The following is a 21,353-nucleotide window of genomic DNA, read 5'->3' as shown; positions in this document are numbered from 1 at the left end:
CGATGTCGGGCCGCCAGGGTACGTCACGCGTCAGCGAAGGCCGCCGGTGACGTGGAGTGTCTCGCCCGTGACGTAGGACGCTTCGTCCGAAGCGAAGAAAGCCACCGCGGCAGCGATCTCCTCAACCTTGCCGATGCGGCCAAGCGGGGTGGTGGATTCGATCCAGTTGCGCATGTCGCCCTCGTGCAGGCCGGCGGACACGACGCCTTCGGTGGCGATCATGCCCGGATTGACGGCGTTGACGCGGATCTTGCGCGGCGCGAGTTCCTTCGACAGCACGGAGGAGATCGCATCCACCGAGGCTTTGGTCGCAGTGTAAACGGCGGTGTTCGCCGGCGCGATGGTCGATACGCCCGAGCTGATGTTGATGATGCTGCCCCCATTGGGATTGAAGTGCTGCACCGCTTCCCCCGAGATCAACAGAAGCCCGAGCACATTGAGGTCGAAATGCTTGTGGAAATGCTCAGGCGTGATGGCCTCGAGCGGCGCGAACTCGTAGATGCCCGCATTGTTGACGAGGATGTCGATCGCACCGAACGCCTTCACGGTCTCCGCGACGACGCTTTTCACGTTTTTGGCATCGGCCAGGTTGCCGTGCACGGCGACGGCTTTGCCACCCTTGGCGATGATGGCGGCGACCACGCGGTCGGCGGCCTCTTTGCTGGCGCTGTAATTGACGGCAACCGCCGCACCCTCAGCCGCAAGCCGGGCGGAGATTTCGGCGCCAATGCCTTTGGATGCGCCGGTCACGAGCGCAACTTTGCCTTCGAGTCTCTTGGTCATCGCATGTCTTCCGTTGTTCGGCGGGATGCCGATATTCAATAGTTCAATACTAGTGAACTATTGAATGAATTCAAGGGACGTGCTATATTTTGAGCATGGTGCAGTTCGTTCACCCATCGCGGGACGAGATTACACTCGCCGGGGTGCTTGGAGCTCTCGCGGATCCAATGCGGCTGCGCATCGTCAAAAGCCTGGCCGCGCAAAACGATTGCATGTCGTGCACCGAGGCGGCGCCTTGCCCTGACATGGCGAAGTCGACCCTGTCGAACCATTTTCGGATCCTGCGGGAGGCCGGCCTGATCCGGACGTCAAAGCAAGGCGTCCAGCACCGCAACGTTTTGCGCGAAGAGGATATCAACGCGCGGTTTCCAAAGCTGCTGAAAATGATCCTGAGCTTTCCGGACTGAGGGCATTCGCGCACGACAGATTTGTGGAGCGCGCAAGGTATCCACTGATGTTTCCACCGGGCGTATCCCAAAACAAAAATGGCCCGAGCTTCCGTCCCGGCGCGGCGTGTTGCCCGGCGTTCGCGCCATGATCGATCTTCTGGCTACAGCGCTGAAGGCCCAGGTCTAGCGCGCCGTCTCTGCGCCGACCTGCTAGGGCTGCAAGACATGTTGCTCCGCGCGCGTGACGGAGCCTCCAAGCAGGCACCCCACAGGCCGGCTGTCGGCGAAGCCGAGCCGCACCCGGATCTCGGACAACGACCCCATCGCCCGGCCCTGCATGATGGTGATCCGCGCGCTGTTGCGCTCGACCAGGCCGTTCTTGAGCAGTCCGAACGCGAGCGCCGCGGCGGCAATGCCGGTGGCAGCATCTTCCGGGTAGCCTGATGACTGCGGAAACTGTCGCGCCTCGAAGCGCCGTTCGCCCTGATGTTCGATGGCGTAGGGGTAAAGTCCGGTGGACCCGATCCGCCCGCAGCACGCCTCGATCCGCGCCGGGTCCGGCACCAGCTCGTTGAGCTCGCGGACGCCCTTGATCGGGATGAGCGTCTTCACGCGCGACGTGACGGCGTTCTGCACCGGCATATCCAGCAGATCGCGGCGCGACAGCTTGAGCGTCGACAGAACGTCCTCCTCTTCGGCACGCGAGAGATCAACGACCTTGCCGACGGGCTGGCTGATCTCGACGGACGGTTCGCCCGAGTCCACACGATCGACATAACCCGTCACCGATCCGCTGCGCGTCTCGATGCGGACCTGTTCGCCCGGCAAGCGCCCCTTGGTCGCGAGGACCCAGAGCGCGCCGATGGTCGCGTGACCGCACATCTCCATCTCGTGTCGCGGAACCCAGAACCGGAAGGCATAGTCGGCGTCGCCGCTGGGAGCCGGCAGGACGAAGCCCGACTCATGCCCGAAGCGCCGGGCCACCGACTGCATCCCTGCAGCAGTCAGGTTCGATGCATCGATGACAATTGGACAGGGGTTGCCGCCGCGCCCCGTGTGGGTGAACACGTTGACAAGCTCGACCTCGGTCATTGGACAGCTCGCTTCATGGAGTGCGCGACGGCGTCAACGATCGCGTTGGCAACAGTTTGATGGACCATGGTCAGATTCTGATGGCGCTCGAATGCCTCGCTGGGCGGAAGTGACAACCTCTGCATGTCGAATCCAAACCTGGGAAGTCGTAACGCTATTCAAGTTTTAGTGACATGTCCGGCTAGATCATTTCTTACAAGCGTCGAAATATTTGCACCGCGCCGATGTTTCTTATGCTGATGACAGCAACACCAGGATCCCCGATGCCCCCGGCTGCGCTGGTCTCCCTGGCGACGTCGGTGCCTCCCCACGTGTTTTTGCAAGAGGACGTGCTAACGGCGGCATGGGATGTCTTCGGCGCCCGCTTTCCCGAATTCGAACGGTTCTCAAGCATTTTCTCGAATACCGGCATAGTCAAGCGTCACGGCGTCAAGCCGTTCGACTGGTATCTCGAACGACGAGGCTGGCCCGAACGCACCGAGGCCTTTCTCGAGGGAGCTGAAGCGCTATTTGTCGATGTCGCCGAGAAGGCGCTGGCGAGCGCACAACTTGCTGGCGGCGATGTCGACACTGTCGTGACCGTCTCTTCCACGGGAATCGCGACACCAAGTCTCGAGGCGCGCGTTGCTCGCCGGATGGGCTTCCGGTCCGATACGATGCGTGTACCGGTGTTTGGTCTTGGCTGTGCGGGCGGGGTTTCTGGTCTATCGATTGCGTCGCGCCTCGCCCAAGCGCGCCCTGGCACCAACGTGCTGCTGGTCACGATCGAGCTCTGCTCACTCGCACTTCGCCTGGACGAACTTACCAAAGCCAACATCGTCGCCGTCAGCCTGTTTGGCGACGGTGCTGCTGCAATCGTGTTGCGCGCGGGCGATGGCGGTGCGACGCAGATCGAGGCTGCCGGCGAACACCTTTGGCCGGATACGCTTGGCATCATGGGATGGAGTGTCGATCCGGAAGGATTCGGCGTCATCTTTCGCCGCACCATACCTGACTTCGTCACGAGGCATTTCAACTCCGCCGTGACCGAAATTCTCTCCAGAATGCGTCTTTCGGTGGAAGACATTGACCGCTTCATCTGCCATCCCGGCGGCGCGAAAGTTATCTGCGCATTGGAAGGCGCGCTCGCGCTCGACCAAGGAACGCTCTCCCATGAACGACAGATTATCGCCGACTTTGGTAACATGTCGTCACCCACTGTATTGTTCGTGCTTGAGCAGGCTCGCGCGAAAGGGCTGCCGGCGCGCTCACTGTTGACGGCGCTCGGACCCGGCTTCACCGCGAGCTGTGTCACGCTACGGCACACTGCGTGACGTTTGCTGAACTCATTCTCGGCGCCATCACGCTGCAGCGCGTCGGCGAACTCGTCATTTCGCGCGCGAACACTCGAAAGCTCCTGGCCCGCGGCGCCGTCGAGGTGGCACCCCGGCATTATCCGTTGATCATCACGGTTCATGCCGTCTGGCTGTTGTCGCTGTGGGTGTTCGGCCGCGACCAACCGGTGAATGTCGTTGCCCTGGCCGGCTATCTTATCCTTCAGTGCCTTCGCTTCTGGATCATCTGGACGCTCGGCTCACGATGGACGACGCGGATTATTGTTCTGCCCGAACAGCCGCTCGTGTCAGCGGGACCCTATCGATTTCTGTCGCATCCCAACTATGCCGTGGTTGCCGGCGAGATCGCCGTGCTCCCTTTGGTTCTGGGTTTGCCGCTGCTGGCCATCGTCTTCACCATCCTCAACGCCGCGGTTCTCGCGATCCGCATACGGGCCGAAAACCTCGCCCTCGCCGCATCCCGTGAGACATTATGCGTGGCGCATAATGACTGAACGGGTTACCGAGCCGAGTGCAGCTACGTGGCTTGGCTTCGTCCTGATGTGCCTCGGCATGTTCATGGCGATCCTCGACATTCAGGTCGTCGCCACTTCGCTACCCACGATCCAGAGTACACTCGCCATATCGCGAGAGGCGATGAGCTGGATTCAAACCGCGTATCTGATCGCCGAGATCATCGCCATTCCACTGACCGGGTGGCTTACGCGCGTTCTGACGCTGCGATGGCTGTTCGTTATTGCGATCAGCCTCTTTACCCTTGCCTCCATCGGCTGCGCATTCAGCAGCAGTTTTACGACGCTTGTCAGCTTCCGCGTGCTTCAGGGTTTCGCTGGCGGCGTGCTGATTCCGGCGGTTTTTTCCGCTGTCTTTCTGCTGTTTCCGATCCGTTTGCATCCCGTTGCCACCACCATGGCCGGCATCATGGCCGTGCTGGCGCCCACGGTCGGGCCGGTGGTCGGTGGCTGGATCACCGACACCTGGTCCTGGCATTGGCTGTTTCTGATCAATGTCGCTCCTGGGGTGGTCGCCGCACTCGCCACGCCAATGCTGCTGCCGCGCGAACGACCCCGGCTTTCTGATCTGGCTACACTCGACGTGCCGTCTCTCGGACTTCTTGCGGTTTCGCTTGCATGCCTGGAGATCGGTCTGAAGGAAGGCCCGCAACGCGGGTGGCTTTCTCCATTCTGCTCCATCCTGATCGTCTTGAGTGCTGCCGCGGCAACCGTCTTCGCCATCCGAACACTCAGGGCCGCGCATCCGGTGGTCGAACTGTCAACCTTTAGATCGCGCTCGTTTGCAATCGGTTGCGCATTGAGCTTCTTCCTCGGAGTTGGATTGTTCGGCTCGGTCTATCTCATGCCGGTCTTCCTCGCCTATGTTCGACATCATGACGCATTTGAAATCGGCACGATCATGCTCGTCACCGGCGTTGCGCAGCTTGCCACCGCGCCGATTGCGGGCCTGCTGGAAAGCAGGTTTGATCCCCGCTGGTTGTCGGCGGCGGGGTTTGGTCTGTTCGCGATCGGGCTGGGTTGCAGTGCATTCGAGAGCCGTGTCGCCGACTTTCAAGAAATGTTCTGGCCGCAAGTCTTGCGCGGCGTTGCGATCATGTTTTGCCTGCTGCCTCCGACCCGGCTGGCGTTGGGTTCGCTGACCGCATCACGGGTACCCGACGCAAGCGGCCTGTTCAACCTGATGCGAAACCTTGGGGGCGCAATCGGCATCGCGCTGATCGATACGATCCTTTACGGGCGCACCGGCGGGCACGCCGACGCTTTGCGCGAGCGCCTGATTGCGGGCGATGTGACTGCGGCTCAGGCGATCGGGCTTGACGTCACGCTGTTTACCCACCGCCCTCCGCAGGTCTCCGATGCCACGGTTGAAGCCTATCTGCGTCCCATGGTCGAAAAGGCCGCGTTCGCGCTCAGCGCCAACGAAGCCTGGGCCCTCCTCGCTTGCGTGGCGCTGCTCGGACTGTTGCTCATTCCGTTCGCGGCCGGTCCCCTGGAAGGCACTGATGAGAATTCTGGTGATGGCGCACTCAATTGAGTGGTGAATAGAGATCGCAATTGCCGCGACGCCCGGCCCAACCGGCGAAGTTCGGCGTGGTTCGCTTACCTATCTGAGGAAGGCCGCACTGACCGAGGGACTCGTCGTGACCTGAGACGGTAGGCGCCCGCCCCACCAAAACAAAAATGGCCCGCGTGATGCGGGCCATTTTCGTATCGGAACCGGTAAAAGTCCGAACTTGGTTGCGGGGATAGGATTTGAACCTATGACCTTCAGGTTATGAGCCTGACGAGCTACCGGGCTGCTCCACCCCGCGTTAAACCTTTGCGCGCCTTCGCCGAAATGCCGGGGACGATGAATGAGGGCCGGCGCTATTCGCGTGGCTTGCTCTCGCGTCCCAAAGGCTTCCTTGGAAGGCAACCCCGGGGCAAAGCCCCTCGGGTGCGAGGCGTATGTACCAACCCGGGCTGCCTTTGGAAAGGGCCGCGGGGACGTTTTTTTCGACTTTATGACAGTGAGTTGGGCCGATTTCCGGCCCGTTTGGTGCGCTCTTGCCAGAAGTTCCACAAAGGGCCAGCTTGCGGGCAACAAAACCGGGGGCAAACGTCGTTTTCAGGGGAGACCACCCATGGACCATACCTTGGACCGCCCCTTGGCGAGCGCGCCACTCCCGGCGCTGAAGGATGCCTTCGAGGCCATGGTCGCGCGGGCGCGGGCCGAGCCGGCGCCCGACCTGGCCGAGCGGCTCGACCGGCTGGCGCGGCTGCGCACCGTGGTCGCCGACAACGAGGAGCGATTCCGGCAGGCAATCTCGGCCGATTTCGGCCACCGCTCGGCCGTCGAGACCACTATTGCCGAGACGATGCTGGTGTTCTCCGAGATCCGGCATGCGACCAAGCACCTGAAGAGCTGGATGGCGCCGCAGCGAGTGGCCACCGCGCTGCAATTCCTGCCCGCGCGCAACCGGCTGATCCCGCAGCCGCTCGGCGTCGTCGGCATCATCGCGCCCTGGAATTATCCGCTCCAGCTCACGCTTGCGCCCGCGATCGGCGCGATCGCCGCCGGCAACCGTGTCATGATCAAGCCGAGCGAACTCTCGCCGCACTTCTCAGTGCTGCTGAAGGAGTCGGTGGCCGCGAAATTCGATGCCACCGAGCTACTGGTGACAGGCGTCGAGGACGAAATCGCAAAAGCCTTCGCACACCTCCCCTTCGATCATCTGGTGTTCACCGGCTCGACCCGGGTCGGCCGGCTGGTCGCGGAGGCCGCCGGGCGCAATCTCACGCCCGTAACGCTCGAGCTTGGCGGCAAGTCGCCGGCGATCATCGACGCCTCCGCCGATCTCGAGGAGGCGGCCGAGCGCATTGCCTACGGAAAGCTGCTCAATGCCGGGCAGACCTGCATCGCGCCGGACTATGTGCTGGTGCCCGAGCGCTCGTTGCAGGCCTTCGCCGAAAAAGTGCGCGCGCAGATGCGGCGCATGTTCGGCACCGATCCCGCCAACAAGGACTACACCTCCGTCATCTCCGACCGGCATTATGCGCGGCTTGAAGGACTCGTGGCAGATGCTGCGCAGCGCGGCGCAAAAATCCTGCAACCGGCGAAAGCGGACGATCCGAACTGGAAAGCACACCGCAAGTTCCCGCCGACGCTGATCGTCGGCGCGACCGAGGCGATGGCGGTGATGCAGGAAGAGATTTTCGGCCCCGTTCTGCCGGTGCTGGGCTATCGCGATCCGGCGGAGGCGATCGCTTTCGTCAACGCCCGCGACCGGCCGCTCGCGCTCTACTGGTTCGGCAAGGATCGCGCCGCCCGCGACGAGGTGCTGTCGCGCACGATCTCCGGCGGCGTCACCGTCAACGACTGCCTGTTCCACTTCGCGCAAGCCAACCAGCCGATGGGCGGCGTCGGCGCGTCCGGCACCGGCGCCTATCACGGCGAATGGGGTTTTCGCACGTTCAGCAAACTGAAGCCGGTGTTTTATCGCTCCAAGTTCAACCGCCTCGCCGATCTCTATCCGCCCTACGGCGGCAAGATCGCGCGGCTGGAGAAGTTGATGCGGTTCATGTCGTAGCTTTCAGTCATTGCGAGCGAAGCGAAGCAATCCAGAATCCCGCCGCGGGGACAGTCTGGATTGCTTCGCTTCGCTCGCAATGACGAGAAGAAAATGCAGAGGGGGGAACATCAGTGACTGACACATTCGACTTCGTCGTCGTGGGCGCGGGCTCCGGCGGCTGCGCGGTGGCGGGGCGGCTGTCGGAGGATGCGGCGACATCCGTGGCGCTGCTCGATGCCGGCGGACGGAACGACAATTGGCGGATCACCACGCCATTCGGGCTCGCTTTGCCATACAGCGCGGCCAACTGGGCCTTCGATACCGTGCCGCAGAAGGGATTGAACGGCCGCATCGGCTATCAACCGCGCGGCAAAGGCCTCGGCGGCTCCTCGGCGATCAACGCCATGGTCTACATCCGCGGCCACAAATCGGACTACGACCACTGGGCCTCGCTCGGCAATGCCGGCTGGTCGTACGCCCACGTGCTGCCCTATTTCAAGTGCTCGGAGAACAATTCCGATTTCGACGGCGAGTATCACGGCAAGGACGGCCCGCTGCATGTCAACAGACTGCGCTCGGACAATCCGATCCATGACGTCTTCCACCAGGCCGCGCGCGAGGCGCAGTTCCGCATCCGCGAGGACTTCAACGCCGAGGACCATGAAGGGCTCGGCAGCTACCAGGTGACGCAGCACAAGGGCGAGCGCTGGAGCGCGGCGCGCGCCTATGTGCAGCCCTACATGGACAAGCGCGCGAATCTGCGCGTCGAGACCGGGGCGCAGGCCACGAAGATCCTGTTCGAAGGCGGGCGCGCGGTCGGCATCGAATATGTGCAGGGCAAGCAGACCAAGCAGCTGCGCGCCCGCCGCGAGGTGATCCTCGCCGGCGGCGCCTTCCAGTCGCCGCAGCTATTGATGCTGTCGGGTGTCGGCGATGGCGATGCGCTTGCCGCGCACGGCATTGGCGCCGAACATCATTTGCCGGGCGTCGGGCGCAATCTGCAGGACCATCCGGATTTCGTGTTCGTCTACGCCTCCGACTATCCGCATTTCGTTCATTCATCGCTCGGCCGGTTGCCATCCCTGCTCCGCGCCATCCAGCGGTATCGCCGGGAGCGACGCGGCCTGATGACCACCAATTTCGCCGAGTGTGGCGGCTTCCTGAAGACCAGGCCCGACCTCGCCGTGCCAGACATCCAGCTGCACTTCGTCATCGCGATGCTCGACGACCACGGCCGCAAGAAGCACAAGGAAGCGGGCTTCTCGTGCCATGTCTGCCTGCTCAGACCGAAGAGCCGCGGCAGCGTATGGCTGAAAAGCGCCGATCCGCTCGCTGCACCCATGATCGATCCGAACTTTCTGGGCGAGGCGGAAGATCTCGAGTCGATGGTCGCGGGCTTCAAGACCACGCGGCGGCTGATGGAGACGCCCGCGCTGCGCGCGTTGCAGAAGAAGGACATGTTCACGTCCGATGTGAGAACGGACGACGACATCCGCGCCATCCTGCGCAATCGCGTCGACACCGTCTATCACCCCGTCGGCACCTGCAAGATGGGCACCGATGCGATGTCGGTGGTCGATCCGAAGCTGAAGGTGCATGGCATCGAGGGCTTGCGCGTCGTCGACGCCTCGATCATGCCGACCTTGATCGGTGGCAACACCAACGCGCCGACCATCATGATCGGGGAGAAGGCGGCGGATATGATCAGGGCGGAGGTGCGTGCGAGTTAGCGCAACGCCGCCACCCAATTCTCCGCCGTCGTCCCCGCGACCGAGGGGATCCATAATCACAGGGAGATGTTGTGGGGCGAGATGGCAACTCCGAGTCTTCGCCAAACATCTCCCTGGGGATATGGGTCCCGGGCTCGCGCTACGCGCGCCCCGGGACGACGGCGGGGCTCAATTCAGCAGGAAACCACCATCGACGGTGATGACACTCCCCGTCATGTACCGCGACGCCTTCGAGGCCAGCAGCAGGATCGCGCCATCGAGATCGGACTCGGCGCCGACGCGGCGCTGCGGGATGCGTTTGGCCAATCGCTCGCCCGCGGGCGTCGACCAGAAGGCGTGATTCATTTCCGTGTCGATATAGCCGGGCGCCAGCGCGTTGACGCGGATGTTCTGGCCTGCGAGCTCCAGCGCCATCGCCCTGGTCGCCTGGAGGATGCCGGCCTTGGAGATCGCATAGGGCGACACCGCCTTCAGCACACCGGTGCCGAGCACGGAAGCGATGTTGACGATGTTGCCTTCCTGCTTGCGCGCGATCATGCGGCGCGCGACTTCGGTCGCGAGGAAATAAGCGCCTTTCAAATTGGCGCCGATCACGGCGTCCCAATCGGATTCGGTCTGCTCGGTCGCGAGCTTCTCGATGGCGATGCCGGCATTGTTGATCAGCACCGTGATCGGACCGAGCGCGGCTTCCGTGGCATCCACGGCCTTGGCGATCGATGACATGTCCGTGACGTCGAGCGCGACCGCGGCAGCGCGGCCGCCCTTGCCGCGGATCTCCTCCTCCAGGCTCTTCAGCTTGTCGGTCTGCCGCGCGGCGAGCGCGACGGCCGCGCCATGGTCCGCCAGAACCCGGGCAAATTGCCGCCCCAGCCCCTGGCTCGCGCCCGTCACTAGGATGGTTTCTTGACTGACGTCGAATAAGTCTGACATGACGCTTGCCTTGAGTGTTTTCCCTGAGCTTTGGAGCCACCAATACAGACGATTTTAACGATCTGAAACCGGAATGATCGGTCCGGCGTTCATTCGTTCCAACGACGCAAGCGTTCCATCGAGGCAGGCCTGACGCTCATGAACAGTTTCGATCTCGCGGTCTATGCGGCACTCGCCGTCGCGATCGGCTTCGGTTTCAGGACCGGCCTGCTCGGCAGCGCAATGACCATTCTCGCCTATCTCCTGGCCGCTCCCATCGCCGTCGCGCTGATGCCGTTGATCGTGCCGCAGGTCGCGACCAATCCGAACGCGCCGCTGCTGCAAAACTGGATCTGGTTCTTCGGCATCTTCGTGGTCGTCGGCATGCTCCTTGGTTATATCGGCCGCCTCGCGCTGAACGACACGATACGCGAAGCCGGGATCGGCGACCGGCTCGCCGGCGCCGCACTCGGCGCCGTCAGGGTCGGCCTCGTCGCCACCACGCTGGTGCTGGTGTTCGACCAGATCGTGCCGGCCAACCGCCAGCCGCCGTTCCTCGCCGGTTCGCATCTGCGGCCGCTGTTCTCGGCGGCCGGCAAGATGGGCTTCAAGACATTGCCGCCGGAGGCCGCGGCCGCGATCGACCGCCTCAAGCAGGAACGGCGCATCTAGCTTATTGTCTGGGCATGATCTTTTCGGAAAACCGCTGCACACTTTTCGGGATCATGCCCGCACATTTGCATCGCCGCGCGACCGCGCCATGCATTTTGACGCGGCCCCCTCCCTTATCAGCGGCGCCACGATTGGCTAGAGTGCGGCCCGTCTAAAACCTGCCTGACATTACGGGAGTGAAACAGTGGATCTTGGGATCAAAGGTCGCCGCGCCATCGTCTGCGCATCCAGCAAGGGCCTCGGCCGCGCCTGCGCCATCTCGCTGGCGGAAGCCGGCGTTGACATCACGCTGACCGCGCGCGGCGCCGAAGCCCTGAAGAAGACGGCCGACGACATCCGCAAGGCCTATCCGGGCGTGAAGGTCACCGAAATCGTCGGCGACATCACGACGCCTGCCGGCCGCGAGGCCGTGCTGAAGGCCTGCCCAGAGCCGGACATCTTGATCAACAATGCCGGCGGCCCGCCGCCCGGCGATTTCCGCAACTGGACCCGCGACGACTGGATCAAGGCGATCGACGCCAACATGCTCACGCCCATCGAGCTGATCAAGTCGACCGTCGACGGCATGATGGCGCGCAAGTTCGGCCGCATCGTCAACATCACCTCGGCGGCGGTGAAGGCGCCGATCGACATCCTCGGTCTCTCCAACGGCGCGCGCGCCGGCCTCACCGGCTTCATCGCCGGCCTGTCGCGCAAGACCGTGATCAACAACGTCACCATCAACGGCCTGTTGCCGGGCCCGTTCGAGACCGACCGCTTGACCGGCACCGCAAAGGCCGAGGCCGACAAGCGCGGCACGACGCCGGAGCAGATCCTGGCCGAGCGCGCCAAGCTCAACCCCGCCGGCCGCTTCGGCCAGCCCGACGAGTTCGGCTATGCCTGCGCCTTCCTCTGCGGCGCCAAGGCCGGCTTCATCACGGGCCAGAACATCTTGCTCGACGGCGGCGCCTTCCCCGGAACGCTGTGAGAGCAGTCTGGTACGAGCAAACAGGACCGGCGGCGGATGTCCTCACCTATGGTGAGATGGCGACGCCGGTCGCTGGCCCAGGCGAAGTTCGCATTCGCCTGGAGGCCTCCGGCGTCAATCCGGCCGATGTCGGCCGGCGCGGCGGCAGCTATCGCGCGATGGAATTTTCGCGCGTCATTCCGAACAGCGACGGCGCGGGTTTCGTCGACCAGATCGGCGACGGCGTAACGCGCTTCAGGGTCGGCGACCGGGTCTGGCTGTTCAACGGCCAGCGCAACGGCCGCGCCTTCGGCACGGCGGCCGAATATATCGCGCTCGCCGAGCAGCTGGTGACGCCGCTGCCGGATCATCTTTCCTTTGCGGAAGGCGCAACGCTCGGCATCCCCGCGATGACCGCATGGTGCAGCCTGTTTGCGGATGGGCCGATCGTCGGCAAGACCGTGCTTGTCACCGGCGGCGCCGGCGCGGTTGGCCATTATGCCGTGCAGCTCGCCAAATGGGGCGGCGCGCAGGTGATCGCGACAGTCAGCTCGGCGATGAAGGGCGAGCAAGCCCGGCGCGCGGGCGCCGATCTCGTGGTCAATTACAGGGACGAGGACGTCGTCGCCAAGGCGATGGCGTTCACCGGCGGACGTGGTGTCGATCGCGTGGCCGATGTCGATTTCGGCGGCAACGTCGCGACGACGTTGAAGCTGATGGCGCTCAATTCGACGATCGCCGTCTACGCCACCAACGGCAACCGCACACCCACGGTGCCGATGCGCGAACTGATGGAGAAGTGCATCACGCTCCGCTCGCTCGTCTTGTTCGCGCTACCGCCCGCGCTGCTTGCGGCGGCCCAGGCCGATATCACGAAATGGCTGGCGGCAGGGCCGCGCATTCACAACGTCGCGGCGCAGTTCGCGCTGTCGGATACTGCGCAGGCGCATCTCGCGGTCGAGAAGGGTGACAAGCTCGGCACCGTGATCGTCGACTGCGCGCGGTGACGACTTAGGATACCGGCGTGGTCCGCTCGTCGGTCCAGTCGATGCCGAGCTCGTCCATGCCATCGGCGAGCAGATCGCCCAGCATCGGCTCACCCAGCAGGTATTGCACCGTTTCGCGACGCGGGTTCTTGTATTCACCGCGCGCCTCGGCGGCGCGGGCACGCAGATCGTCCCACTCCTCCACTTCGCCATCGCCGCGGCCAAGCCACATCAGCGTGACGAGGTCGAGCTGCTCGTCCTCGTTCAGCGCGCGGATGAAACCGGACAGTTCGGCTGCGACCGGGTCGGAATTGGTGTCCTCGAGCACGTCGATCTCGTCATCATCAGAGGGATTGGACCCCGAGTCGGGGTCGGACGCCGCCTCCTTGACGTCGAATTCGCGGGCCTTCTCGATGATGAAGGCGACCTTCTCGGCGGAAATGGCAAGCTCTGGCATCGTCGCTCTCTCTGGCTGTCTCGGGGTTCCCCCGATAACGCAACATCGCGACAGATGATCCATTGCGTTCGACGGCGGAAGGCCGCATCTTTCGCGAAAGCAAGAAAATTGGGATCGCCGCATGCCGTGGACCGTGGGCAAGGTCAAAATCACCAAGATCGTGGAAATGGAGACGGTCGGCTCGACCCGCTTCATCCTGCCGGCCGCGACCAATGACGAGATCCAGAAGCTGCCTTGGCTGATCCCGCATTTCGCCACCGAGGAGGGCCGGCTGAAAATGTCGATCCACTCGCTGGTGGTGGAGACGCCGACGCGCCGCATCGTGGTCGACACTGGCCTTGGCAACGACAAGCAGGGCCGCGGTGTCCCGGTCTGGAATAACCGCAGCACGCCGTTTCTGGAGACCATGACGGCGGCGGGCTTTCCCCCTGACAGCATCGACACCGTGCTGTGCACGCATTTGCATGTCGACCATGTCGGCTGGAATACAAAGCTCGTCGATGGCAAATGGGTGCCGACTTTCCCCAGGGCGCGCTACCTGTTCGGCAAGACCGAGTATGAATATTGGCGCGACTATACGGCCGAGCCGGACAAGGTCGCGGTGTTCAACGATTCCGTGAAGCCGGTCGTCGATGCGGGCCTGGCCGAGTTGATCCCGAGCGATCACCGGCTCTGCGAGGAGATCAGCGTGATCCCGACCCCCGGCCACAGCCCCGGGCATATGAGCGTCCTGATCGAGTCCGGCGGCGAACAAGGGTTGCTCAGCGGCGACGTCGCCCATCACCCCTGCCAGATGGCGCATCTCGACTGGTGCTCGGTCGTCGACACCGATACCGCCCAATCGGCCGCGTCGCGGCACAAGGTGTTCTCGCGCTTTGCCGATACCCCGACGCTGGTGATCGGCGGCCATTTCTCGGCCGGGCACATCAAGCGGGACGGGGATGCGTTCAAATTTGTGGCGCTGCAATCGTAGGGTGGGCAAAGCCACCGGGTCGCGCGAATGCGCGCCCGATGACAGGCTCCGCGTGCCCACCATACCGGGCCATCAAAAAGAATTGGTGGGCACGGCGCTCCGCGCCTTTGCCCACCCTACAAAGGAAGGGCTGCAATGCGCCCCGTTTTGAGCGGTTGAATTTCCCGCCGCCCTGTTCCATGAAGCTATTTAACCGATCGGTCCATCTCCAGGGAGAAACGAGAATGAAGCTTGTTCGTTATGGCGAAAAGGGTGTGGAAAAGCCCGGCCTGATCGACAAATCCGGCCAATTGCGCGACCTGTCGGCGCATGTGAAGGACCTGACCGGCGAGGCCTATTCGCCGGAATCCCTGAAGAAGCTGGCGGGCCTTGACCCGGCCTCCCTGCCCGCCGTCTCCGGCAAGCCGCGCTTCGGCGCGCCCGTCACCGGCATCTCGAAATTCGTCGCCATCGGCCTCAACTACAGCGACCACGCCAAGGAAACCGGCGCCGCGATCCCGACCGAGCCGATCATCTTCATGAAGGCCAACACCTCGCTGTCCGGCCCGAACGATGCGGTCGAAAAGCCGCGCGGCTCGACCAAGCTCGACTGGGAAGTCGAGATCGCCGCCATCATCGGCACCCGCGCCAAGTATGTCTCGGAAGCCGATGCGCTGAACTACGTCGCCGGCTATTGCGTCTGCAACGACGTCTCCGAGCGCGCCTTCCAGACCGAGCGCCTGGGCCAGTGGACCAAGGGCAAGTCGCACGACACCTTCGGCCCGGTCGGCCCGTGGCTCGCCACCAAGGACGAGATCAAGGACGTGCAGAACCTGTCGATGTGGCTCGACGTCAACGGCCAGCGCCGCCAGACCGGCTCGACCCAGACCATGATCTTCTCCATGGCCAAATGCGTCTCCTACGTGTCACAGTTCATGACCTTGCTGCCGGGCGACATCATCACCACCGGCACCCCGCCCGGCGTCGGTCTCGGCATGAAGCCGCCGACCTTCCTCAATGTCGGCGATGTCGTCACGCTCGGCATCGAAGGCCTCGGCGAGCAGCGCCAGGAGATTGTGGCGGCGTAAGGCCTCCGCCCTCTCCCCGTCATTGCGAGGAGCGAAGCGACGAAGCAATCCAGACTATTTCCACGGAGACAGGCTGGATTGCTTCGCTTCGCTCGCAATGACGATAACCAACTGCCGGTCACCGCGTAGGACATTTTCCCATGAAACTCTCCTTCTCTGCCGCCTCGCCCTTCGCCCGCAAGGTGCGTATCGCCGCGATCGAGCTCGGGCTGATCGACAAGATCGAGCTCACGCCCGCGACCGTCGCGCCGGGCACGGTCAATGAGGATTATTCGCGCATCACGCCGCTGAAGAAGCTGCCGGTGCTGATCACCAATGACGGCGACGTCATTCTGGATTCCTACGTGATCGTCGAATATCTCAACGAGATGGCCGGCGGCAGCCTGATCCCCGATTACGGCCCGCGGCGCTGGAAGGCCAAGACCGATCACTCCCTGATCAACGGCATGCTCGATTCCATGCTGCTGTGCCGCTACGAGAAGATGGTGCGGCCGCAGGGCCTGCAATGGCAGGCATGGTCGGACGACCATTGGAACCGGGCCTGGACCGGCATGGCGCGCTTCGAGAACATGCCCGAAGTTTTGAACGGCCCGTTCGACATCTCGCAGATCGGCCTCGTCTGCGTGCTCGGCTATGCCGACTTCCGCTTCGCCGATTGCGGCTGGCGCAAGGCCTATCCGAAACTCGACGCCTTCCACCAGAAGATGCTGGAGCGCCCCTCGGTCAAGATCTCGGTGCCTCCAGCGGCGTAAACTAGGCTGCGGGGAGAAGGACGATGCGCGATCGCTTCCCCCGCCTCAGCATTCTCGGCGCGAGCCTCGTGCTCGCGTTGACCGTCTCAGCCACTTCCGTGCAGGCCGACGGCATGGCGACTGGACGACAAAACCTCGCCTGTGGATCGCCGTCGTCAATCGACGACGGGTGGACGACTGCGTCGCCCGACAGCGTTGGCATGGAAGGCATGCGGCTCTGCAGCATCGCTGCACGGCTCGATCAACGCGCGACCTCGGTCCATTCGGTTGTCGTCGTGCGCCACGGCAAGCTCGTCTTCGAGCAGTATTTTCCCGGCTACGACCAACCCTGGGGACAACCGGACGGCCAGCACGAATTTACCGCGACGACGAAGCATGACATGCGTTCGGCATCGAAGAGTGTCGCTTCGCTGCTCGTCGGCATCGCGATCGATCGCAAGCTGATCGAAGGCGTCGACGAGCCCGTGCTCAAATTCTTCCCCGACCATCAGGCGGCGAAGCAGGCGGGCTGGGAGGCCATCACGCTGCGCCATCTGCTAACGATGTCCTCCGGCATTGAATGGGACGAGGCACGGTCCTGGACCGATCCGAAAAACGACGAGCCGCATCTCACCTTTGAGGCCGATCCGATCGGCTATGTGCTCGCAAAGCCAGTCGCTGCGCCGCCCGACGTGCTGTGGACTTATAATGGCGGCGGGACTGAACTGCTCGGCAACATCCTCGAACGCGTCTCGGGCAAGCCGCTGGAGGCATTTGCTCGCGAGGTGCTGTTCCAGCCGCTCGGGATCAGCGATTTGGAGTGGAAAGCCTATAAGAACGGCAAGATTGCAGCGGCCGCGGGCCTTCGCTTGCGGCCGCGCGATGCGACGAAGATCGGCCAGCTCGTGCTCAATCGCGGCCAGTGGAACGGCCGGCAGATCGTCTCGGCCGACTGGATCGCACAATCTACCACGCCGCGCTTCCAGGCGATCGGCTATTTCGGCAGCACGATGTTCTACGGCTATCAATGGTGGATGGGCCGCTCGCTCGCCGGTGACAAGGAAATCAAATGGGTTGCTGCCTTCGGCTGGGGCGGCCAGCGCATCTTCATCGTGCCCGAGCTTGATCTCGTCATGATGACCACCGCTGCCCAATACGGCCAGCCGAAGGAAGGGCTGGCCGCGATCGACATCCTCTCCAACATCGTCATTCCATCCGTGCGCGATGCACGGTGAGTGCAAGGGAAGCGAGCATGAGCCTGAAATTCACCGTCGGCGATCTCACCATCCATCGCGTCATCGAGCAGGAAACCTCGTTCGTGCCGGCGCTGGAGATGCTGCCGGGACTGACGCCTGAGGTCCTAGCCGAGAACCGGGCATGGATGCGGCAGGCCAAGGCGCTGGACGAGCAGGACGTGCTGCTGCTGTGCTTCCAGTCCTATGTTGTGAAGACGCCGCATCACACCATCCTGATCGACAGCTGCATCGGCAACGACAAGCCGCGCCCGCAGCGGCCGAAATGGAACATGAAGACCGACGATACGTACTTGCGCGGACTCAACGCCGCCGGGTTCGCGGTCGACGACATCGATTTCGTGATGTGCACGCATCTGCATGTCGATCACGTCGGCTGGAACACGCGGCTCGAGAACGGCCGCTGGGTGCCGACCTTCCCCAAGGCGCGCTACCTCTTTGCCAAGCAGGAATTCGATCACTGGTCCGAGCAGAACGCGAAGGCGGAGATCCCGCCTTTCGCTGACAGCGTGCTGCCGGTGGTCGAGGCCAGGCGCCACGAGCTGGTCGGCAACGATCACCAGATCGGCGATCACGTCCGCATCCTGCCGACGCCGGGACATACGCCCGGCCATATCGCCATCACGATGGGCCGCGGCAAGGACGACGCCGTGTTCTCCGGCGACCTCATGCATTCGCCGCTGCAGACGCTCTATCCGGAGCTGTCGATCAAGTTCGACGTCGACCCGGCCGCGGCGGCGAAAACGCGCCGCAGCTTTCTCGAGCGCTATTGCGACACCGACACGCTGTGCTGCACCGCGCATTTCCCCTCGCCGTCGGTCGGGAAGATCAGGCGCAAGGGCAGCGCGTTCGTGTGTGCGGCGGTGTAGCGCGCGGCAATCGCCCGGCTTCCGTCATGCCCGGGCTTGTCCCGGGCATCCACGTTCTTACAATCAACGGCAACAAAAACGTGGATGGCCGGGACAAGCCCGGCCATGACGAGGAAACAAAAAATGGCCGACCTCCCCGACGTCCCTCTCCCCGCCGGCATCCGCTCGCGCTATGTCGACGGCATCAACGGCTTGCGCATGCACGTGCTCGAAGCCGGCTTCGAGACCAAGGGGCGGCCCTGCATCCTCTTGCTGCACGGCTTTCCTGAGCTCGCCTTCTCCTGGCGCAAGGTGATGCCGGCGCTGGCCTCGGCCGGTTATCACGTGATCGCGCCGGACCAGCGCGGCTATGGCCGCACCACGGGATGGACCGCGGATTACGACGGCGATCTCACGCCGTTCTCGCTCCTCAACCTCGTGCGCGACGCGCTCGCCCTGGTGTCGGTGTTCGGCTACAGGCAGGTCGATCTCGCCGGGCATGATTTCGGCAGCCCGGTTGCGGCCTGGTGCGCCCTGATCCGGCCCGACGTGTTTCGCTCGGTGACGCTGATGAGCGCGCCGTTCGGCGGAGCGCCGCCGATGCCGTTTGGCACCGTCGACAGTCCGGCAAAGCCGCCAGCAGAAGACCCCGTGCATCGCGAGCTCGCCGCGCTGCCGCGCCCGCGCAAACACTATCAATGGTATTACGCGACGCGCCCGGCCAACGCCGACATGCAGCACGCGCCGCAGGGCGTGCACGATTTCCTGCGCGCCTACTATCACCAGAAGAGTGCGGACTGGACCGACAACAAGCCATATCCGCTGACGTCGTGGTCCGCGGGCGAACTCGCAAAACTGCCGACCTACTACGTGATGGACGCCGGCGAGACGATGGCGGAGACGGTTGCGAAGGAGATGCCCTCGCCGGCCGCGATCGCCGCCAACCAATGGCTGCCGGACAGCGACCTCGCCTATTACAGCGCCGAATACGGCCGCACCGGATTCCAGGGGGGCTTGCAATGGTACCGCTACGGCACCTCGGGCATGCTCAACAGCGAGATGCAGCTGTTTGCGGGCCGCAGCATTGACGTGCCCACCTGCTTCATCTCGGGCAAGCAGGATTGGGGCACCTATCAGCGCCCCGGCGTGTTCGAAGCGATGCAGGGGCGCGGCTGCACGAAGATGCTCGGCTGCCATCTCGTCGACGGCGCCGGCCATTGGGTGCAGCAGGAACAGCCGGCCGAGGTGAGCCGCTTGCTGCTCGAGTTCCTCGCAAAAGTCGCCTGATTTGACCCGGGAACCCCGGCGCCTTATATAGTTTAGAATAATTCTAAACTATTAAACAGGTCCGCCGTGAAGACTTTTGCCGAACTGACCGAGCGCGAGGTGCTTGCGGTCGCGATCTCCTCCGAGGAGGAGGACAGCCGCATTTACATGACCTTCGCCGAGGACTTGCGCGAGCGTTACCCGGACACGTCGAAGATTTTCGAGGAGATGGCCGAGGAGGAACGCGGCCACCGGCATCGGCTGCTGAAACTCTATGAGGAACGCTTCGGCCAGCACCTGCCGCCGATCCGCCGCGAGAACGTCAAAGGCTTTCTGCGCCGGCGGCCGATCTGGCTGACGAAAAACCTGCCGCTCGACACCATCCGGAAAGAGGTCGAGACCATGGAGCTCGAGGCCGAGCGCTTCTACGCGCGGGCCGCCGAGCAGGCCGAGGATGTCGGCGTGCGCCGCCTGCTCGGCGATCTCGCCGAGGAGGAAAAGCATCACGAGAACCGCGCCGTCGCGCTCACCGACGAGATTTTGAAGCCCGACGTGCGCGCCGAGGAAGACCGCACGCGACGGCGCATGTTCGTGCTGCAATATGTGCAGCCGGGCCTCGCCGGCCTGATGGACGGATCGGTCTCGACGCTGGCGCCGCTGTTCGCCGCGGCTTTCGCCACCCACCAGAACTGGCAGACGTTTCTGGTCGGCCTCGCCGCCTCGATCGGCGCCGGCATCAGCATGGGCTTTGCGGAGGCGCTGTCCGATGACGGCTCGCTCACGGGACGCGGCTCGCCATGGCTGCGCGGCATCACCTGCGGCACGATGACGACGCTCGGCGGGCTCGGCCACACCCTGCCTTATCTCGTCCCAGACAGCTGGCCGAACGCATTCTGGATCGCGACGGGAATCGCCGGCGTCGTCGTGTTCTTCGAATTGTGGGCAATCGCCTTCATCCGCGCGCGCTACATGGACACCCCGTTCCTCCAGGCCGTGTTCCAAATCGTGCTCGGCGGCGCCATCGTGCTCGCGGTGGGGATATTGATCGGGGCGGCGTAGCTACCTCGGTGTCATGCCCCGCGAAGGTGGGGCATCCAGGGCGGATTCAAACGGTCGTCGCAACACTCGGAGGTTGGAGGTTGCGATGAACGTTGTAAGGCGCCGATCGGCGCGGTCAGGACGAGCCCCATTGCCATCGCCAGGACGGCCGTCTGTTGCAGGACGCGATGAACAGAATAGATTTTGGCTGGCGATTGCCGCGGGGCTAAGCAGCGAGGATGCTGCGCTGGAAGCCGGATTGTCACAACCTGTCGGAAGCAGATTATTCCGAAAGGCGGGCGGCATGCCACCAGCGATGTTCAGATCTTCGGCAAAGGTACTCTCCGGGCGGTACCTCTCATTGGTAGAGCGCGAGGAGATCGCACTCCTCAAGGTGCAGGGCCATTCCAGGCAAGAGATTGGACGTCGCCTGGGGCGGGCTGCTTCGACAATATCCCGTGAACTGCGACGCAACGCGGCTACCCGCGGCGGCGGGTTGGAGTATCGGGCAACAACTGCCCAATGGCATGCGAATCGATCCGCCCGCCGACCCAAGCCGACCAAGCTTGCGCTCAATGCAACCTTGCGCACTTATGTGGAGGAGAGACTTGCTGGCGGCGTCGTAGCCCCGAGCGGCGCGCTCGTTCCTGGTCCCGCCGTTCTGTGGAAGGGCCGCCGGCATGGCCCACGCAAGGATCGGCGATGGGCCAAAGCCTGGAGTCCCGAGCAGATTGCCCGACGCTTGCCGATCGACTTCCCGGACGACAAGACGATGCGCATCAGCCACGAAGCTATCTATCAAGCTCTCTTCGT

21 protein-coding genes and 1 tRNA gene are annotated in these 21,353 nt (G+C 63.6%); 17 read left to right on the top strand and 5 right to left on the bottom strand.

Annotated elements, in window-relative coordinates; all coding sequences use genetic code 11:
- Positions 1–30: 30 nt before the first annotated feature.
- The gene (locus AC0L3X_RS25640) at positions 31–783 is read right to left on the bottom strand and encodes an SDR family NAD(P)-dependent oxidoreductase (RefSeq protein ID WP_063986064.1); all 753 of its coding nucleotides are present in this window, start codon (positions 781–783) and stop codon (positions 31–33) included.
- A gap of 95 nt (positions 784–878) precedes the next feature.
- Here AC0L3X_RS25640 and AC0L3X_RS25635 point away from each other — a divergent pair, with 95 nt between their 5' ends.
- Complete coding sequence (locus AC0L3X_RS25635) at positions 879–1,190, top strand: ArsR/SmtB family transcription factor (protein ID WP_028148917.1); 312 nt, start codon at positions 879–881, stop codon at positions 1,188–1,190.
- Between the two features lie 192 nt (positions 1,191–1,382).
- Here the strand turns inward: AC0L3X_RS25635 and AC0L3X_RS25630 are convergent, their stop codons facing one another.
- The gene (locus tag AC0L3X_RS25630; protein WP_063980861.1) at positions 1,383–2,264 is read right to left on the bottom strand and encodes a PhzF family phenazine biosynthesis protein; all 882 of its coding nucleotides are present in this window, start codon (positions 2,262–2,264) and stop codon (positions 1,383–1,385) included.
- 263 nt (positions 2,265–2,527) lie between these two features.
- Here AC0L3X_RS25630 and AC0L3X_RS25625 point away from each other — a divergent pair, with 263 nt between their 5' ends.
- Genes AC0L3X_RS25625 through AC0L3X_RS25615 form a run of 3 tightly spaced genes read left to right on the top strand, consistent with a single transcriptional unit; the run spans position 2,528 to position 5,647 of the window.
- The gene (locus AC0L3X_RS25625; protein ID WP_063986063.1) at positions 2,528–3,577 is read left to right on the top strand and encodes a type III polyketide synthase; all 1,050 of its coding nucleotides are present in this window, start codon (positions 2,528–2,530) and stop codon (positions 3,575–3,577) included.
- Positions 3,574–4,092 carry an isoprenylcysteine carboxyl methyltransferase family protein gene (locus AC0L3X_RS25620; RefSeq protein WP_063980860.1) on the top strand — a complete coding sequence of 173 codons (519 nt, stop codon included), beginning with the start codon at positions 3,574–3,576 and terminating at the stop codon, positions 4,090–4,092. The genes AC0L3X_RS25625 and AC0L3X_RS25620 overlap by 4 nt, the downstream gene beginning before the upstream one ends.
- Positions 4,085–5,647, top strand: coding sequence for a DHA2 family efflux MFS transporter permease subunit (locus AC0L3X_RS25615; RefSeq protein WP_231143836.1), 1,563 nt, complete (start codon positions 4,085–4,087; stop codon positions 5,645–5,647). Before AC0L3X_RS25620 ends, AC0L3X_RS25615 begins: the two co-directional genes overlap by 8 nt.
- 200 nt (positions 5,648–5,847) lie before the next feature.
- Here AC0L3X_RS25615 and AC0L3X_RS25610 read toward each other — a convergent pair.
- Positions 5,848–5,924 (bottom strand) — tRNA-Met (locus AC0L3X_RS25610).
- A 312-nt stretch (positions 5,925–6,236) separates the two neighbouring features.
- Here AC0L3X_RS25610 and AC0L3X_RS25605 point away from each other — a divergent pair.
- Complete coding sequence (locus AC0L3X_RS25605; protein WP_063980858.1) at positions 6,237–7,682, top strand: coniferyl aldehyde dehydrogenase; 1,446 nt, start codon at positions 6,237–6,239, stop codon at positions 7,680–7,682.
- A 113-nt stretch (positions 7,683–7,795) separates the two neighbouring features.
- Positions 7,796–9,394 carry a GMC family oxidoreductase gene (locus AC0L3X_RS25600; protein WP_063980857.1) on the top strand — a complete coding sequence of 533 codons (1,599 nt, stop codon included), beginning with the start codon at positions 7,796–7,798 and terminating at the stop codon, positions 9,392–9,394.
- Positions 9,395–9,562: 168 nt separating this feature from the next.
- Here AC0L3X_RS25600 and AC0L3X_RS25595 read toward each other — a convergent pair whose 3' ends face one another.
- On the bottom strand, positions 9,563–10,324 hold the full coding sequence (locus tag AC0L3X_RS25595; protein ID WP_063980856.1) for an SDR family oxidoreductase: 762 nt from the start codon (positions 10,322–10,324) through the stop codon (positions 9,563–9,565).
- Positions 10,325–10,462: 138 nt separating this feature from the next.
- Here AC0L3X_RS25595 and AC0L3X_RS25590 point away from each other — a divergent pair, with 138 nt between their 5' ends.
- The 3 genes from AC0L3X_RS25590 to AC0L3X_RS25580 all read left to right on the top strand — a co-directional run bounded on the left by AC0L3X_RS25590 (position 10,463) and on the right by AC0L3X_RS25580 (position 12,928).
- Positions 10,463–10,975 (top strand): CvpA family protein, encoded by a 513-nt coding sequence (locus tag AC0L3X_RS25590; RefSeq protein ID WP_028157265.1) that lies wholly within the window; start codon positions 10,463–10,465, stop codon positions 10,973–10,975.
- 184 nt (positions 10,976–11,159) lie between these two features.
- A complete protein-coding gene (locus AC0L3X_RS25585; RefSeq protein ID WP_231143834.1) occupies positions 11,160–11,942 on the top strand; it encodes an SDR family oxidoreductase in 783 nt (260 codons plus the stop codon).
- Positions 11,939–12,928 (top strand): NADPH:quinone reductase, encoded by a 990-nt coding sequence (locus AC0L3X_RS25580; RefSeq protein ID WP_063980854.1) that lies wholly within the window; start codon positions 11,939–11,941, stop codon positions 12,926–12,928. Before AC0L3X_RS25585 ends, AC0L3X_RS25580 begins: the two co-directional genes overlap by 4 nt.
- Positions 12,929–12,932: 4 nt before the next feature.
- On the opposite strand, the gene AC0L3X_RS25575 is transcribed toward AC0L3X_RS25580, so the two are convergent.
- Entirely contained in the window at positions 12,933–13,364 is a 432-nt protein-coding gene (locus tag AC0L3X_RS25575) for a DUF3775 domain-containing protein (protein WP_038933620.1), read from the bottom strand.
- 121 nt (positions 13,365–13,485) lie between these two features.
- On the opposite strand from AC0L3X_RS25575, the gene AC0L3X_RS25570 reads away from it, so the two are divergent.
- The 8 genes from AC0L3X_RS25570 to AC0L3X_RS25535 form a co-directional block, all read left to right on the top strand.
- Positions 13,486–14,337, top strand: coding sequence for an MBL fold metallo-hydrolase (locus AC0L3X_RS25570; RefSeq protein ID WP_063980853.1), 852 nt, complete (start codon positions 13,486–13,488; stop codon positions 14,335–14,337).
- A gap of 224 nt (positions 14,338–14,561) precedes the next feature.
- Positions 14,562–15,404 carry a fumarylacetoacetate hydrolase family protein gene (locus AC0L3X_RS25565; protein ID WP_063980852.1) on the top strand — a complete coding sequence of 281 codons (843 nt, stop codon included), beginning with the start codon at positions 14,562–14,564 and terminating at the stop codon, positions 15,402–15,404.
- A gap of 140 nt (positions 15,405–15,544) precedes the next feature.
- Positions 15,545–16,156, top strand: a complete 612-nt coding sequence (locus AC0L3X_RS25560; RefSeq protein ID WP_063980851.1) for a glutathione S-transferase family protein — start codon at positions 15,545–15,547, stop codon at positions 16,154–16,156.
- A 23-nt stretch (positions 16,157–16,179) separates the two neighbouring features.
- Complete coding sequence (locus AC0L3X_RS25555; protein ID WP_063980850.1) at positions 16,180–17,370, top strand: serine hydrolase domain-containing protein; 1,191 nt, start codon at positions 16,180–16,182, stop codon at positions 17,368–17,370.
- 17 nt (positions 17,371–17,387) lie between these two features.
- Complete coding sequence (locus AC0L3X_RS25550; RefSeq protein WP_063980849.1) at positions 17,388–18,257, top strand: MBL fold metallo-hydrolase; 870 nt, start codon at positions 17,388–17,390, stop codon at positions 18,255–18,257.
- 123 nt (positions 18,258–18,380) lie between these two features.
- Positions 18,381–19,523 (top strand): alpha/beta hydrolase, encoded by a 1,143-nt coding sequence (locus AC0L3X_RS25545; RefSeq protein ID WP_354131613.1) that lies wholly within the window; start codon positions 18,381–18,383, stop codon positions 19,521–19,523.
- Between the two features lie 66 nt (positions 19,524–19,589).
- A complete protein-coding gene (gene mbfA / locus AC0L3X_RS25540) occupies positions 19,590–20,561 on the top strand; it encodes an iron exporter MbfA (RefSeq protein ID WP_063980847.1) in 972 nt (323 codons plus the stop codon).
- A gap of 85 nt (positions 20,562–20,646) precedes the next feature.
- On the top strand, positions 20,647–21,353 hold a 707-nt coding region (locus tag AC0L3X_RS25535; RefSeq protein WP_473316962.1), incomplete at its 3' end, for a transposase.

Source organism: Bradyrhizobium sp. MI1.7 (assembly GCF_055811795.1).
Note: the sequence above shows the minus strand (reverse complement) of the source record. Positions and strands in the feature narration are given on the sequence as shown.

Excerpts from the sequence above, each read along its gene's own strand:
- AC0L3X_RS25640 (WP_063986064.1), bottom strand. The coding sequence starts at position 783 with ATGACCAAGAGACTCGAAGGCAAAGTTGCGCTCGTGACCGGCGCATCC.
- AC0L3X_RS25635 (WP_028148917.1), top strand. The coding sequence starts at position 879 with ATGGTGCAGTTCGTTCACCCATCGCGGGACGAGATTACACTCGCCGGG.
- AC0L3X_RS25630 (WP_063980861.1), bottom strand. The coding sequence starts at position 2,264 with ATGACCGAGGTCGAGCTTGTCAACGTGTTCACCCACACGGGGCGCGGC.
- AC0L3X_RS25625 (WP_063986063.1), top strand. The coding sequence starts at position 2,528 with ATGCCCCCGGCTGCGCTGGTCTCCCTGGCGACGTCGGTGCCTCCCCAC.
- AC0L3X_RS25615 (WP_231143836.1), top strand. The coding sequence starts at position 4,085 with ATGACTGAACGGGTTACCGAGCCGAGTGCAGCTACGTGGCTTGGCTTC.
- AC0L3X_RS25605 (WP_063980858.1), top strand. The coding sequence starts at position 6,237 with ATGGACCATACCTTGGACCGCCCCTTGGCGAGCGCGCCACTCCCGGCG.
- AC0L3X_RS25595 (WP_063980856.1), bottom strand. The coding sequence starts at position 10,324 with ATGTCAGACTTATTCGACGTCAGTCAAGAAACCATCCTAGTGACGGGC.
- AC0L3X_RS25590 (WP_028157265.1), top strand. The coding sequence starts at position 10,463 with ATGAACAGTTTCGATCTCGCGGTCTATGCGGCACTCGCCGTCGCGATC.
- AC0L3X_RS25575 (WP_038933620.1), bottom strand. The coding sequence starts at position 13,364 with ATGCCAGAGCTTGCCATTTCCGCCGAGAAGGTCGCCTTCATCATCGAG.
- AC0L3X_RS25570 (WP_063980853.1), top strand. The coding sequence starts at position 13,486 with ATGCCGTGGACCGTGGGCAAGGTCAAAATCACCAAGATCGTGGAAATG.
- AC0L3X_RS25565 (WP_063980852.1), top strand. The coding sequence starts at position 14,562 with ATGAAGCTTGTTCGTTATGGCGAAAAGGGTGTGGAAAAGCCCGGCCTG.
- AC0L3X_RS25560 (WP_063980851.1), top strand. The coding sequence starts at position 15,545 with ATGAAACTCTCCTTCTCTGCCGCCTCGCCCTTCGCCCGCAAGGTGCGT.
- AC0L3X_RS25555 (WP_063980850.1), top strand. The coding sequence starts at position 16,180 with ATGCGCGATCGCTTCCCCCGCCTCAGCATTCTCGGCGCGAGCCTCGTG.
- AC0L3X_RS25550 (WP_063980849.1), top strand. The coding sequence starts at position 17,388 with ATGAGCCTGAAATTCACCGTCGGCGATCTCACCATCCATCGCGTCATC.
- AC0L3X_RS25545 (WP_354131613.1), top strand. The coding sequence starts at position 18,381 with ATGGCCGACCTCCCCGACGTCCCTCTCCCCGCCGGCATCCGCTCGCGC.